The organism is Corynebacterium sp. HMSC04H06 (assembly GCF_001815935.1).
GTDB lineage: Bacteria > Actinomycetota > Actinomycetes > Mycobacteriales > Mycobacteriaceae > Corynebacterium.
The window spans coordinates 25,856-38,131 of record NZ_KV823401.1 but is presented as its reverse complement, the minus strand read 5'-3'; the positions used below and the strand labels follow the sequence as shown (position 1 = coordinate 38,131).

Genomic DNA, 12,276 nt, shown 5'->3' with positions numbered 1-12,276 from the left:
AGAACAACGTTGTGCACTTCGATCGGTCGGGAGCAAGGAGCTTCAGCTAGATGAGTATTGAATCTTTGACGGTAAAACTTACTAACGGGGAGACTTTTTACTTTACCGCGGGGCCGATTGTCGGGGATCCGTCGAACCGGGTGGAAAACCTGCGCTTTGCGATTGAGAACGACACCGTGTTCCGCTCCGTGGACGAGTCCGGGGTGGCCCGCGAATTCGCTGGCCACGAGGTGGCCAACTACCACCTGGCTTAGCGCGGCCTACAATGGCGCGCATGGACTCTCAGACACAGGATGACAAGCTCAACCAGAATTCTGACCAGCTGCAGATCGAGCTGCGAGCGACCCAGGAATCGGATCGCACCTACATCGCGCGCCTGAATTTTTTGACCGATACTTTCGGGGACGAATTCGGCGAGATCTCTGAGCATTTCGATAAGGATTACGAGTACTACGTAGCGGCGTGGAACCCGAACGAGGGCGGGTTCATCGCCTGGGACGCCTATGTCCCGGCCGGGGGCGTGTGGCTGATGTGGGGCACGGAAGAAAGCCACGGCTTCGGCCACGCCGAGGAGGGTATCCCGGAGCTCGCGCTCGCGGTGGAGGGCCGCTACAAGGGCCAAGGAATTGGCACCTCGCTCATCCAAGCCGCCACCGAGCTGGCCCGCAAGCTGGGCACTCCCGGAATCTCCCTGGCGGTGGATCCGGACAACCCCCGCGCCCACCGGCTCTACCAGTACTTGGGCTTTGAGCAAGAGGGCGAGCGCAACGGCCACCTGATTCTCGTCAAACGCTTTACAGATTAAGTATTCGTGGGCTAGTCTTACTTTATACTTTAAGTAAAGGAGAATTCCCCATACCCACCCTCGCCGAAGAATTCAACCCCGCTCGCCCGGCCGGCGCCATCTACGATCTGCGCGAACGCGCCCTCCCCGAGACCCACCTGCACCGCCAGTGGGAGCCGGCCGACGGCCCCCTGCCGGCCCTGTTCATTAGCCACGGCGCCCCGCCGGCGCTGGGCAACCACGGCTGGATGAACGACCTCTACGACTGGTCGCGCTCCCTGCCAAAACCGCGAGCCATCGTAGTGGTCTCCGCGCACTGGGAAAACGCGCCGGTGGCCATCAACGCCACGGCGGCCGATGCCCCGCTGTTTTACGACTTCTCCGGCTTCGACCCGGAGTACCTCACCCTGCGTTACCCCACCCCGGACGCTGGGGAGCTCGCCCAGCGCGTCGTGGGCCTACTGGGTTACCAGCCCGTCCACCAGTTCGCGGGACCGCGGCTTGGACCACGGCGCCTTTATCCCCCTGATGGCCATGTACCCAGCCGGCGACGTCCCCGTCGTGCAGGTCTCCATGCCCAGCCTGACCCCACAGGACCTGCTGGACCTGGGCGAGAAGCTGCGCCCGCTGCGCGCGGAGGGCATCCTGGTCATCGGCAGCGGGTACATGACCCACTCCTTCGCGGTCTTCCGCAATCCCGAGCTCTCCGGCCACCTCGACGCCTTCGACGAGTGGGCCGCGGCCAACATCCACTCCGGCAACGTGGACGCCCTGACCGACTACCTGCACCAGGGCCCGGGCGCGCGGATTGCCCACCCCACCGCCGATCACTACGTCCCGCTACTGCTGGCGATGGGCGCGGCCAACGACCCCACCAGCGCCCGGACGGTCTTTACCCGCAAGGGCCTGGGCAACCACATCCGCTCGATCGAGGTCTACTAGCCTCTATTAGTCTGGGGTCATGATTGATTTTTCCGCCCCCGCCCACGTGGTCGCCCCGCAGCTTTTGGGCTGCATCTTTCACTTCGGCGGCGTGGCGGTCCGGCTTACCGAGGTCGAGGCCTACCTGGGCACCGAGGACCCGGCCGCGCACACCTTTCGCGGCAAGACTCCGCGGAACGCGACCATGTTCGGCCCGCCGGGCAGGCTGTACGTTTACGCCTCCTACGGCATCCACCGCAACGGCAACATCGTCTGTGCGCCGGAAGGCACCGGCCAGGGCTGCCTGCTGCGCGCCGGCGAAGTGGTCGTCGGCCAGGAACTAGCCTATTCCCGCCGCGGCGAGACCGATTTTTATAACCTGGCGCGCGGTCCCGGCAACCTCGGTCAGGCCCTAGGCTTCACGCTCGAGGACAACTCCTCCCCCGTCGAGCTGGAGCCCCGCGCGGCCGAGCCCGAATGGGTGGCCGGGCCGCGGATTGGAATTTCGAAGAACCAGCAGGCGCCCTACCGCTTCTGGATCCCCTGGGATAAAAGCGTGTCCCGCCGGCGCGGCTACCCGGCCTAGAAGCGCCCGCCGAAACGGGGGTCTTCCTCGATGGCCTTAATAATGCGGTTGTTCACCTGCGTCATGGTGCGGATCTGGGAGCGGGTGAGCTTGTCCGCGACCACCGCTCGGGCCTGGTGGGCGTGCCCTGGGGCGCTGGCGACGACCTTGTCCCAGCCGGCATCGGTGAGCTTGGCAAAGGTTGTGCGCCCGTCGTTGGGATCCGGGAAACGCTCGACCCAGTCCTTCTTCTCCAGCCGGGTGACCACCTGACTCAGGCGCGACAGGGAGCCGTTGGCCGTAATGGCCAGCTCTCGCATGCGCATGCGGCGCTCCGGGGCCTCAGACAGGCGAGACATCACCGTGTAATCGAAGAAGCTCAGTCCCGCGTCCTCCCGCAGCTGGGCGTCGAGGACAGCAGTCAGCCGGATGTTGACGGCCATGAGGGACATGAAGGCTTCCAGCTCTTCCTCGTCGAGCCACTGCGGTTCTTCGTTCATGCACCGTATTGTAGTCGGGAAACACAACGCTTAAAAGCTGAAGCGAATATATTTCTCAGCAATTTCTCCATTCGCTCCAAAAAGCATGGTGGCACCGTAAAAAATAAGGACCTGACCCGGAAAACAACGTTTCCGGTGTCAGGTCCTGCACGGTAGTGGAGCTAAGGGGAATCGAACCCCTGACCTTCGCATTGCGAACGCGACGCTCTACCAACTGAGCTATAGCCCCGTTATGTCTTTAAAGCGTACTCCGGTGGGGCCGGTGCCTAAAAATCGGGGCGCCCAGCTGCGACTTTAGGCGAATTCGGGAAGCGGCTTTAAGCGCATGTGGGTAGCCTTGACGTCTTCACCGTAGCCCATCTCATCGATGTGGTTGGCGGCGTCCTGGAGAGTGCGCATGACCAGCTCGCGGGCGGCGTCGTAATCATCGAAGGTATCCAGGATCTCTAGATCCTGGTCGCTGCGCTGGGACACCACCACGTAACGGGAGCCGGCGGGCGCTTCCACCCGCAGCTTGGTCTCGGCAAACGGGTGGTTGAAATAGAACTCCGCCATGATAATTTTCCTGCACTCTCTGCCGCGCACGGCATAAGGTTTTCATTAATCAGTGAACACCAGACTAGTACGATCCTCGGGACCGGGCAGGGAAAGAAAAACGCCAGGCGGTTTCGCCTGGCGTTTGTGGTGATTGTGGAGCATAGGAGAATCGAACTCCTGACCTCCTGCTTGCAAAGCAGGTGCTCTACCAATTGAGCTAATGCCCCATGTTCCGTGGTGGGCCTAGCTGGAATCGAACCAGCGACCTCATCGTTATCAGCGATGCGCTCTAACCGACTGAGCTATAGGCCCCTGTGTGGAACGACTATGAACTTTACATACCCCCTCCAACCTTTAGCAAATCGCCAGGTCGAAGGGGGTATTCACGGAAAGTTTACCTAGTCATCGAAGTCGCAAGTTAACCCACCGAAAAGCTCCGCGATGGCGTTGTAGATAATCGCTATCACCGGAACGAAAATGGCTACCAAGATAGCCATAATGGCGCCCACGAGGGCGCAGGCGGAAAAGACCACGCCGAAGGCGACATGAAAATCACCGCCCACGTCACCGACGAGCGCGTTGACCGAGTCCCAGATGCCCGCGGCATCCATGCCGAAGTAGAGCAGGGTCATGGCCAGCAACCAGGCGATGAGCCCGACCAGGGCCATCGCCATGCCCACCTTGAAGGCGGAGACCGGTGCGATGCGCGAAAGCGTTATTTCCCGTCGTGCCATGTATTACTCCTCGTCCTTGGCGGAATCGTTCGCTTTGAGCTGTTCGGCCTGTACGTCTTCCACGGTCTTTTCGCCCTTAGCTACCGCTTTGGCTTCTTCTTCGCCGCTTTCCTCGACGTTGCGGTCGATGGCCAAAAGCTCCACGCCGTCGGCCAGGTTGACCAGGCGCACGCCCATAGTAGCGCGCGAGGACGGGCGGATCTGGTTGACCTCGGTACGGACCACGCCGCCAGCGGAGGTGATGGCGAAGATCTCGTCTTCCTCATCCACCGAGATGGCGGCGATGAGCTTGCCGCGCTTCGGGTTGTACTTGAAGGTCATTACGCCCATGCCACCGCGGCCCTGCGGGCTGTATTCCTCGATGGCGGTGCGCTTGCCGTAGCCGCCGGAGGTGGCCACCAGCAGGAACTCGCCGTCGTGGACGACGGACATGGACAGCAGCTGGTCGTCGCCCTTGAAGCGCATACCCTTCACGCCGGCGGTCGCCCGGCCCATCGGGCGCAGCTGGTCGTCGTCAGCGGTGAAGCGAATTGCCTGGCCCTGCTCCGAGGTGAGTAGGATGTCGTCGCCTTCGCCCACCAGGGATGCGCCGATAAGGGCGTCGCCGTCGTTCAGGTTGATGGCGATGAGCCCGGCCGAGCGCGCGGACTCGTAGTCGGTCAGTCGCGACTTCTTGACCCGGCCCTGCTGGGTGGCCAGCACCAGGTACGGGGCGTCCTCGTAGGACTGGATCTGGATGATCTGGGCGATCTTTTCCTCCGGCTGGAACTCCAGCAGGTTGGCCACGTGCTGGCCGCGGGCTGCGCGGCCGGCCTCCGGCAGCTCGTAGGCCTTGAGGCGGTAGACCCGGCCGAAGTTGGTGAAGAACAGGATCCAGTCGTGGGTGGAGCAGATGAAGAAGTTCTTGACGATGTCGTCCTGCTTCAGCTCCGCGCCGCGCACGCCCTTGCCGCCGCGCTTTTGGGCCTTGTAGGAATCCACCTTGGTGCGCTTGGCGTAGCCGGTGCCGGTGATGGTGACCACGACGTTTTCGCGGGCGATGAGGTCTTCGTCCGTGACGTCGCCGGTCGCGGCAACGATCTGGGTGCGACGCTCGTCGCCGTACTTTTCCACGATCTCGGCGAGCTCGTCGTGCACGATCTGGCGCTGGCGGGTCTCGTTGGCCAGGATGTCCTTCAGGTCAGCGATGACTTCTTCGATCTCGGCCAATTCGTCGACGATCTTCTGGCGCTCCAGGGCGGCCAGGCGGCGCAGCTGCATGGCCAGGATGGCGTCCGCCTGGACGTCGTCCACGTCCAGTAGGGACTTCAGACCCTCGCGGGCCTCGTCCACGGTGGGGCTGCGGCGGATAAGGGCGATGACCTCGTCCAGCATGTCGAGGGCCTTGACCAGACCGCGCAGGATGTGGGCGCGCTTCTCGGCTTCGTCCAGGCGGTACTGGGTACGCCGGACGATGACCTCGATCTGGTGGGCCACGTAGTAGGACAGCATCTGATCCAGGCGCAGGGTGCGCGGCACGCCATCGACGATGGAGAGCATGTTGGCGCCGAAGGAGGTCTGCAGCTGGGAGTGCTTGTAGAGGTTGTTGAGGACCACGCGAGCCACGGCGTCGCGCTTGAGGGTGACGACAATGCGCATGCCCACGCGGTCGGAGGACTCGTCCTCAATCTTGGAGATGCCGGCGATCTTGCCGTTGGCCACGGACTCCGCGACGTTGGAGATGAGGTTATCCGGGTTGACCTGGTAGGGCAGCTCGGTAATGACGATGGTCTGGCGGGAGCCATGCTCTTCGATGCTGGTCACGCCGCGCATGCGGATGGAACCGCGGCCGGTGGTGTAGGCGTCCTTGATGCCGTTGTCGCCCACAATCAGGCCGGCGGTCGGGAAATCCGGGCCCTTCACGCGCTCCATGCAGGCGGCCAGGGCTTCTTCCTCGCTGGCGTTCGGGTTGTCCAGCAGCCAGTAGATGGCTTCGGCCAGCTCGTTGAGGTTGTGCGGCGGGATGTTGGTGGCCATGCCCACGGCGATACCGCCGGAGCCATTCATCAACAGGTTCGGCACGCGGGACGGCAAAACGTCCGGCTCCGAGGTCTTACCGTCGTAGTTCGGGGAGAAGTCGACGGTGTTTTCGCGGATATCGCGGACCATCTCCATGGCCAGCGGCGTCATCTTACACTCGGTGTAACGCATGGCGGCCGGGCCGTCGTTGCCGCGGGAACCGAAGTTGCCCTGGCCGTCAACCAGCGGGTAGCGCATGTTCCAGGACTGCGCCAGGCGGACCAAGGTGTCGTAAATGGCGGAGTCGCCGTGGGGGTGGAACTGACCCATGGTGTCAGAGACCGGGCGGGCGGACTTCACGTAGCCGCGCTCCGGGCGGTAGCCTGAGTCGAACATCGCGTAGAGGATGCGGCGGTGCACCGGCTTCAGGCCGTCGCGGACCTCCGGGAGGGCACGGCCGACGATAACGGACATGGCGTAGTCGATATAACTCGACTCCATCTCCTGGTTAATATCAATCGGAAAAATCCGATCGAAATCTTCATTATTGTTGTCACTCATAACCACCTATTGTACTGGGACAAAGGCGCAGAGGGGCATTCACGGGCCCAGAATGTCCCGAAAAGGTTATATCTGGTATCACAGTGATACCATTTCGGGCATGGCCATGACCTTACGACTGTCCCCCGATCAAGACCACGCGCTGACCCTGCTGGCGTCCGCGTGGGGCACCTCCAAACACGAGGCCGTCGTCCGCGCCGTGACTTTGGCGGCCGCCCGCGCGCTTAACGATGCCGCCGTCCAGGACCTCGCCCGCTCCCTGCTGCCCGGCCGCGCCCAGCTCGAATCGGAAATCCGGTCCACCCGATGAGCCCGGAACAGCTGCTGCTCGTCGCCCGCGAATACCAGCGCCTGCACCCGGCGACCCGCGTGAACAATTTCGCAGCGCTGGCCGCGGCCTCAGCCGCCGCCCACGCCCACATCGACGGCATCGCCGTGCACGCCTCGGACCTGACCGCCGCCCGGGCCTTGCGCACCTGCCTGCGCGCCTTCCCAGCGCTGAACACCGGCAACGAGGATTTCGCCGAACTCAGCGCGCGCGTCTTCCTGCGCGCTCGGGAGCAACCGGTAGATTAAACTCCGCTACAGCCGGTATGGCGGCCAGGGCTTGCCGTCGGGGAAGTACCGGTCATATGTCCAACCCAGACGAAATGGAAGGACATATTTCTGGGGGCCGTTGTTTGCTGCCCAGATTGACTTTGGTTTAGTTGCCTTCTCAGCTTCTTCTCGGTCGGTGTAAACCCCGTAACAGATAGGGTCAAAGTCCCAGAAGCTGCTATCGGTGATTTCGGGAGTGGGTGCGCCTGTGAACACTCCATAGAGAATCTGGTCCCGGCTATCGACCTCGACCTCGAAATCTTCCCAGGTTCCTATCATGTCACCGGGTTGTGCACGCCACCAGCCGTCAATCTTCCGGGCGGTCTCTTCGGACTCGACAAACCCGCAAAGGGGTTCGGTGTGATCCGGGTAGCGGACATAAATGACGCAAACGACAATTTTCATAGACATTGTTCTACACGCGGCAGGGAAGATTAGCTACTGGGGAGTAGCTCCGCGCATAGTATGTTTTCCCGTGGTACACGATTGTTCCCAACCGTAGCACCGATAAAGCGCGTACCTACTTTGCCATTGCATGAAAAAGCAACGTTCTTTTGAGTGGGGGTGCGTGCGCATGGTCGACGCCTCCAGCAGGTGGGCGTAGAAGGGCCTTTTGATGACAATCTGGACGCGGGAAATTCGCCGAACTCAGCGCGCGCGTCTTCGCGCGCTCGGGAGCAACCGGTAGATTGATCTTCTATGACCGCAACCAATCTCTCTCCCCTGCTCAAAGAGCCCCGCCGGGAATCCACCGTCTCCGACCTGGAAAAGCTGGCGGATAAGATCATCGATAGCCAGACCGGCATCAGCGGCTTTGCCTTGAAAGCCGCCCTCAAGGCCGCCACGAAGGTTCGCCCCAACGTCCTGGCTCAGGCCATCGACCGGCTGCTGCCCGACGTGCTGGGCGAGCTGGAGGGCTACTGGCAGGAGTTCAGCAACAGCAACTCCGACGACTTCGGCGTCTTCCTGTCCCCGCGCAGCCAGCAAGTCATCGACAGCCTGCTGGCCGTGGCCGACCAACACGCCGACAGGGTCAACAACGCCACCCTCACCAAGGCCTACCAGAGCCTGCGCGGCAAGGCCGCCGGCCTGCTGGAGCCCTACGTCACCGACATGGGACAGATCCTGCAGCGAAACCTGGGTTAAGACGCGCGGCTAACCGCAATTCTTATCGCTGCGGTCACCAGGAACATCGCTCCCATCACGATGATGAAGGGGCTCCACCACAGCTGGCTCCACCAACCCGAAGGGAAAAAACCATGACTCAGGGAGGCCTGGAAGGGTGCGACGACGATAATACCCAGCACCAAGACGGTCAGAGCCGTTGCTGCTGTTAGATATGCCGCCTCCCACATTTGGAGGATGGAGTGCTCGCCGCGGCCCGCTCCGGATAGGAACAAGCCGCGAGCATCCCTGCTTATTCGGCGCCGCAAGAGCAAGGGGATGACGCACGCAGCCACAAGCGCGGGCCCCAACACTGGAGCCAGGACGACGACAAAAACGCCAGGACTGCTATAGCTTGCGCCCTGCTCTGCGCCCCCAATCCGGAGCGCCGAACCAACGCCGAAAAACAACGTGCCGATTAACACCCACGGCACGATCTGCGGGGCCGCAAAACGCACCCGGGCCCGCAGGTTGGCAGCCGCGAGCTGTGCCAGAGGCCCGGCCAGCCGCCCCGCGCGGGTCAGCTGCATGAGGGACGGTACCCACCATCCCCCGAGGACGACGAAAGCCATAATAAGGCCCATTCCCCAGGACATCACCTCGTCCGGCTCAGAGATCTTCCTAGCTACGGCCGGATAGATTAAGGCGGCCAACAAGCCGTAGGCGATAACCGCACGGCCGACCCGCCAGGTTCTCGCCCACGGGCCAGCCTCCGTTTCTGGGAAAGGTGGGACGCGAGCCGGATCTCTCCGTGCGACCCGCCATAGTGGCAACCACCCGCCGACGATTCCCGCACCGGCGCAGACCCACGTTGCAATAGCTTCCGCGGGAAAATCTTCGGAAGGGTTACCGAGCGGGATTCCGTCGGCACGCAACTGCTCCAGCGCGGGCTCGACAAACCAGTGGGCCTGCTGGGCGCCTAGGAAAGCCCCGAAGAGGCACACGGCCATGATGAGCACGCCCAACAGGGTAAAAACCAGCCATCCTGGCATCCCGATAAGCTTCCAACGCGCAAAGGTATATGCTCGCTCGGTGATAATCAGCCGAAGCTGTGAGAAGCTCACTGCCACAATCACCAGTACCGCCATCCCCAAGATGCTGCCGCCCAGGGCACCAGCCTCATCACCGCCGGCATCCAAGAGCAACAGGGCTAGTGCAGCGCTTAATCCTCCCATCGCCATGGACACCGCGACCGCCACCCAGGACCAAGCGCTAGCGACGAATTCACTGTACAAGACATAGGCTATTCCGCGTCCCATGCTGACACCCTCCCCAAATCGATGATCCGGTCGGCCCGTGCAGCGGCTGCCTGGGAGTGAGTCACCATCACCACGGTGCTGCCCTGCTGGGCAGCTTGTCCTAAACAGTCCAAGACCGCGGACGCGCTCGTATCATCGAGGGCCCCGGTGGGCTCATCAGCAAAGATATAGGGAACTTCCGCGATGACCGCTCGGGCAACGGCTACCCGCTGCTGCTGACCTCCCGATAGCTGATGCGGTAAGCGTTCCTTGAGGCTTTCTATCCCCAGCAGCCGGAATGTGCGGTCGACGACCGCCTTACTCACTTTCCGGCCGATGAGGCGGCTAGTCAACTCCGCGTTGTGTCGTACGTTAAGTGCCTCGAGGAGGTTGTAATCCTGGAAAATGAAGGCACGTTGCCGGCGGCTCGGGGCATTGATGGCACCGCTGGTCGGGGTATCCAATCCCGACAGTAGGTTGAGCAGCGTGGTTTTCCCGGAGCCAGACGGCCCGACAACGGCCACGAACTCACCCGGGGCTATGTCTAAGTCGAGGTTCGCAAAAACCATCTGCGACCCGAATTTCTTGGTTACTGTCCTTGCGTGTAGCCCAGGTGACGCATCCGCCTGGGGCTTCGTTTTCTTCTGCATGGTCACAAGTTCACTCCGCGGCAGCCGGATAAAACAGGGCGCTAGGTGGCCTAGTTGTTGGGGAGTTAGCTCTACTGTGCTGGTGGCTAAAACCTAATAAGCTTTCTAAGCATCATGGAGCACTCATCAGTCTTCGCCGGATTTCATCCCGCGCCGTGGAAACTCGTGGCTAGCGGGTATACGTGGCGCGCGCTGGGGATTAGTTTTGTTCTGGCTATGGCTGCACTACCGATGATGCTCTGCTCTGTTGTTTTGCTGCCCTGGCTCCCGCTTGTCGGACGCGCGGTAGCCGCGCTAGGGCGGGCGTGCGCGAGTGGAATGGGGATTGACATCGCTCCCCGGCCAAGAAAGGGGATAATAAACGGCGCGCAGCTTATTCATCTGGTAATTCAAATTCTGCTAGCCGCAGTCAGTCTGATGGTGTGGTTCGTCGCGGTGCTTTTCATCCCGTTGTTGTTTGCCATGCCGTTCATCTTTTTAAGCTCCATCGACAGCAGGTTTGACGTGGGATTTTGGTCGACCGACAACCCGGTCCTGGTCGCCGCGGCGTGCTGGCCGCTAGCAATAGTGCTGTTTATCGTCCAGCTCTACGGGAGCTGGGGTATCACCGGTCTGTCCATCAAAGCCACCTCAGTCCTGCTCAGCCCAGACCGAGAGCTGGATTCTCTGCTCGCCTCGCGCGCTACCGTCATCGACGCCTTCGACGGCGAACGCCAGCGCATAGAGCGGGAACTACACGATGGACCGCAGCAATACCTGACTGCGCTGCAGTTAAATCTATCCACCTTAGAACTGGCGCTGCAGTCTGATCGCGACCCCGAGAAGGCTTTGCGCTCTGCGCGGCACAATGCGAGTGAGGCCCTAGCGAGCCTCCGCGCCACGGTCCGCGGGATCTCGCCCCAGGTCCTTTACGATGAGGGCCTGCAGGCTGCCATCGACGAGTTGCTGGTGCATAGCGGGCTGGATACGACTCGCTCCTTTTCCGGCCGCGAACGCGGGCTAGACGCCACCTCAGCTCTTCTGGCCTACCACTGCGTGGCCGAAGCGTTGACCAATGCCACGAAGCACGGTAAAGCCCAGCGTGTGGCGGTGCGCGTCGAATGGATGGCAGACTCCGTCCTCGTCTCCATCGCAGACGACGGCCAAGGCCCGCCGGCCACCCCGAGCACCTCCGGCACCGGTCTAGTGGGACTGCGGGAACGGGCGGCTGACCTGCACGGCACGTTGAATCTACTGCCCGATGTCCGACTTGGTGGGGCACGCCTCGAACTCACCGTGCCCTATCGCAACCTGCAGGAGCGAAAAGATGACTAAAACCGATTCCTCTACCCAGCCGTTAACCATCGTGCTGGCGGAAGACTCTGCCCTGTTGCGCGAGGGTCTCCGCGAGCTCTTGTCTGCACTCGGGCACGAGGTGCATACTGCTAACGATGCCGACCAGCTCAAACAGCAGGTCCGCCAGATCCAACCGGATATCGTGGTCACGGATGTTCGCATGCCCCCGGAACACAGCGATGACGGATTGCGTGCGGCTCACGAACTGCGGAGTGAATGGGAGGCTGCCGGGGCCGGTAACCTGCCCGTGGTGGTTTTGTCCCAGTACGTCGCCGCCAGCTACCTCGATTCCCTACTCGAGCACGGCGGGTTCGGATACCTGCTGAAAGAACGTATCGCGGACGTAGCTGAACTAAACCGTACCCTGGGCGAGGTAGTAGGTGGTGGAATTGCCGTGGATCCCGAGGTCATTTCTTCGCTTCTGCAATCGCGCCGCTCCGGTATAGCCAACCTCACCCCGCGGGAGACAGAGGTCCTAGAACTCATGGCACGAGGCTTGAGCAACGGCGAAATCCAACAGCGCCTCGTACTTACCGCCGGTGCCGTCAGCAAACACGTGGCCAACGTCTTCATGAAACTGGGCTTTAGCCCCCAGGACGACAACCGCCGCGTCAAAGCCGTGCTGTTGTGGTTGCGTCACCACTAAACGCGTCACCTAAAAGTCCCACCAGCACCTGCAAACGCAAAAACGG

At 61.9% G+C, this 12,276-nt stretch carries 16 protein-coding genes and 3 tRNA genes; 9 read left to right on the top strand and 10 right to left on the bottom strand.

Features of this window, described 5'->3' with window-relative positions; genetic code table 11:
* Window positions 1–50 precede the first annotated feature (50 nt).
* The 4 genes from HMPREF3067_RS00820 (at window position 51) to HMPREF3067_RS00805 (ending at window position 2,291) form a co-directional block, all read left to right on the top strand.
* Window positions 51–254: a hypothetical protein gene (locus HMPREF3067_RS00820; protein WP_070767849.1), complete on the top strand. Its 204-nt coding sequence runs from the start codon at window positions 51–53 to the stop codon at window positions 252–254.
* Between the two features lie 20 nt (window positions 255–274).
* Entirely contained in the window at window positions 275–805 is a 531-nt protein-coding gene (locus HMPREF3067_RS00815; RefSeq protein WP_083319068.1) for a GNAT family N-acetyltransferase, read from the top strand.
* A gap of 507 nt (window positions 806–1,312) precedes the next feature.
* On the top strand, window positions 1,313–1,726 hold the full coding sequence (locus HMPREF3067_RS11440; protein ID WP_246819186.1) for a DODA-type extradiol aromatic ring-opening family dioxygenase: 414 nt from the start codon (window positions 1,313–1,315) through the stop codon (window positions 1,724–1,726).
* A gap of 19 nt (window positions 1,727–1,745) precedes the next feature.
* Entirely contained in the window at window positions 1,746–2,291 is a 546-nt protein-coding gene (locus HMPREF3067_RS00805) for a DNA-3-methyladenine glycosylase (RefSeq protein WP_070767848.1), read from the top strand.
* Here HMPREF3067_RS00805 and HMPREF3067_RS00800 read toward each other — a convergent pair.
* The 7 genes from HMPREF3067_RS00800 to gyrA all read right to left on the bottom strand — a co-directional run bounded on the left by HMPREF3067_RS00800 (window position 2,288) and on the right by gyrA (window position 6,600).
* Entirely contained in the window at window positions 2,288–2,770 is a 483-nt protein-coding gene (locus HMPREF3067_RS00800; RefSeq protein ID WP_070767847.1) for a MarR family winged helix-turn-helix transcriptional regulator, read from the bottom strand. The genes HMPREF3067_RS00805 and HMPREF3067_RS00800 overlap by 4 nt on opposite strands.
* 156 nt (window positions 2,771–2,926) lie before the next feature.
* Window positions 2,927–2,999, bottom strand: a tRNA-Ala gene (locus HMPREF3067_RS00795).
* Between the two features lie 65 nt (window positions 3,000–3,064).
* Window positions 3,065–3,325, bottom strand: coding sequence for a hypothetical protein (locus HMPREF3067_RS00790; RefSeq protein ID WP_070767846.1), 261 nt, complete (start codon window positions 3,323–3,325; stop codon window positions 3,065–3,067).
* A 136-nt stretch (window positions 3,326–3,461) separates the two neighbouring features.
* A tRNA-Ala gene (locus tag HMPREF3067_RS00785) sits at window positions 3,462–3,534 on the bottom strand.
* Between the two features lie 8 nt (window positions 3,535–3,542).
* Window positions 3,543–3,619: transfer RNA gene (locus HMPREF3067_RS00780), tRNA-Ile, on the bottom strand.
* A gap of 86 nt (window positions 3,620–3,705) precedes the next feature.
* Complete coding sequence (locus tag HMPREF3067_RS00775; protein ID WP_070767845.1) at window positions 3,706–4,041, bottom strand: DUF3566 domain-containing protein; 336 nt, start codon at window positions 4,039–4,041, stop codon at window positions 3,706–3,708.
* Between the two features lie 3 nt (window positions 4,042–4,044).
* A complete protein-coding gene (gene gyrA, locus HMPREF3067_RS00770) occupies window positions 4,045–6,600 on the bottom strand; it encodes a DNA gyrase subunit A (protein ID WP_070767844.1) in 2,556 nt (851 codons plus the stop codon).
* A 100-nt stretch (window positions 6,601–6,700) separates the two neighbouring features.
* Here gyrA and HMPREF3067_RS00765 point away from each other — a divergent pair, with 100 nt between their 5' ends.
* Together HMPREF3067_RS00765 and HMPREF3067_RS00760 are read left to right on the top strand one after the other, a co-directional pair.
* On the top strand, window positions 6,701–6,910 hold the full coding sequence (locus tag HMPREF3067_RS00765) for a CopG family transcriptional regulator (RefSeq protein ID WP_070767843.1): 210 nt from the start codon (window positions 6,701–6,703) through the stop codon (window positions 6,908–6,910).
* Window positions 6,907–7,176 carry a hypothetical protein gene (locus tag HMPREF3067_RS00760; protein ID WP_070767842.1) on the top strand — a complete coding sequence of 90 codons (270 nt, stop codon included), beginning with the start codon at window positions 6,907–6,909 and terminating at the stop codon, window positions 7,174–7,176. Before HMPREF3067_RS00765 ends, HMPREF3067_RS00760 begins: the two co-directional genes overlap by 4 nt.
* A 6-nt stretch (window positions 7,177–7,182) precedes the next feature.
* Here the strand turns inward: HMPREF3067_RS00760 and HMPREF3067_RS00755 are convergent, their stop codons facing one another.
* A complete protein-coding gene (locus HMPREF3067_RS00755; RefSeq protein ID WP_246819185.1) occupies window positions 7,183–7,602 on the bottom strand; it encodes a hypothetical protein in 420 nt (139 codons plus the stop codon).
* A 294-nt stretch (window positions 7,603–7,896) separates the two neighbouring features.
* Here HMPREF3067_RS00755 and HMPREF3067_RS00750 point away from each other — a divergent pair, with 294 nt between their 5' ends.
* Entirely contained in the window at window positions 7,897–8,343 is a 447-nt protein-coding gene (locus HMPREF3067_RS00750) for a DUF6918 family protein (RefSeq protein ID WP_070767840.1), read from the top strand.
* Here HMPREF3067_RS00750 and HMPREF3067_RS00745 read toward each other — a convergent pair.
* Window positions 8,340–9,596, bottom strand: coding sequence for an FtsX-like permease family protein (locus tag HMPREF3067_RS00745; RefSeq protein WP_168166934.1), 1,257 nt, complete (start codon window positions 9,594–9,596; stop codon window positions 8,340–8,342). The two genes, HMPREF3067_RS00750 and HMPREF3067_RS00745, sit on opposite strands and share 4 nt — an antisense overlap.
* 8 nt (window positions 9,597–9,604) lie before the next feature.
* On the bottom strand, window positions 9,605–10,249 hold the full coding sequence (locus HMPREF3067_RS00740) for an ABC transporter ATP-binding protein (RefSeq protein WP_070767872.1): 645 nt from the start codon (window positions 10,247–10,249) through the stop codon (window positions 9,605–9,607).
* 462 nt (window positions 10,250–10,711) lie between these two features.
* On the opposite strand from HMPREF3067_RS00740, the gene HMPREF3067_RS00735 reads away from it, so the two are divergent.
* The gene (locus HMPREF3067_RS00735; RefSeq protein ID WP_168166933.1) at window positions 10,712–11,563 is read left to right on the top strand and encodes a sensor histidine kinase; all 852 of its coding nucleotides are present in this window, start codon (window positions 10,712–10,714) and stop codon (window positions 11,561–11,563) included.
* Complete coding sequence (locus HMPREF3067_RS00730) at window positions 11,556–12,230, top strand: response regulator transcription factor (protein WP_070767838.1); 675 nt, start codon at window positions 11,556–11,558, stop codon at window positions 12,228–12,230. The genes HMPREF3067_RS00735 and HMPREF3067_RS00730 overlap by 8 nt, the downstream gene beginning before the upstream one ends.
* Window positions 12,231–12,276: the final 46 nt, after the last annotated feature.

Excerpts from the sequence above, each read along its gene's own strand:
- HMPREF3067_RS00820 (WP_070767849.1), top strand. The coding sequence starts at position 51 with ATGAGTATTGAATCTTTGACGGTAAAACTTACTAACGGGGAGACTTTT.
- HMPREF3067_RS11440 (WP_246819186.1), top strand. The coding sequence starts at position 1,313 with ATGGCCATGTACCCAGCCGGCGACGTCCCCGTCGTGCAGGTCTCCATG.
- HMPREF3067_RS00765 (WP_070767843.1), top strand. The coding sequence starts at position 6,701 with ATGGCCATGACCTTACGACTGTCCCCCGATCAAGACCACGCGCTGACC.
- HMPREF3067_RS00775 (WP_070767845.1), bottom strand. The coding sequence starts at position 4,041 with ATGGCACGACGGGAAATAACGCTTTCGCGCATCGCACCGGTCTCCGCC.
- HMPREF3067_RS00800 (WP_070767847.1), bottom strand. The coding sequence starts at position 2,770 with ATGAACGAAGAACCGCAGTGGCTCGACGAGGAAGAGCTGGAAGCCTTC.
- gyrA (WP_070767844.1), bottom strand. The coding sequence starts at position 6,600 with ATGAGTGACAACAATAATGAAGATTTCGATCGGATTTTTCCGATTGAT.
- HMPREF3067_RS00750 (WP_070767840.1), top strand. The coding sequence starts at position 7,897 with ATGACCGCAACCAATCTCTCTCCCCTGCTCAAAGAGCCCCGCCGGGAA.
- HMPREF3067_RS00790 (WP_070767846.1), bottom strand. The coding sequence starts at position 3,325 with ATGGCGGAGTTCTATTTCAACCACCCGTTTGCCGAGACCAAGCTGCGG.
- HMPREF3067_RS00730 (WP_070767838.1), top strand. The coding sequence starts at position 11,556 with ATGACTAAAACCGATTCCTCTACCCAGCCGTTAACCATCGTGCTGGCG.
- HMPREF3067_RS00805 (WP_070767848.1), top strand. The coding sequence starts at position 1,746 with ATGATTGATTTTTCCGCCCCCGCCCACGTGGTCGCCCCGCAGCTTTTG.
- HMPREF3067_RS00815 (WP_083319068.1), top strand. The coding sequence starts at position 275 with ATGGACTCTCAGACACAGGATGACAAGCTCAACCAGAATTCTGACCAG.
- HMPREF3067_RS00755 (WP_246819185.1), bottom strand. The coding sequence starts at position 7,602 with ATGAAAATTGTCGTTTGCGTCATTTATGTCCGCTACCCGGATCACACC.
- HMPREF3067_RS00735 (WP_168166933.1), top strand. The coding sequence starts at position 10,712 with ATGCCGTTCATCTTTTTAAGCTCCATCGACAGCAGGTTTGACGTGGGA.
- HMPREF3067_RS00760 (WP_070767842.1), top strand. The coding sequence starts at position 6,907 with ATGAGCCCGGAACAGCTGCTGCTCGTCGCCCGCGAATACCAGCGCCTG.
- HMPREF3067_RS00740 (WP_070767872.1), bottom strand. The coding sequence starts at position 10,249 with ATGCAGAAGAAAACGAAGCCCCAGGCGGATGCGTCACCTGGGCTACAC.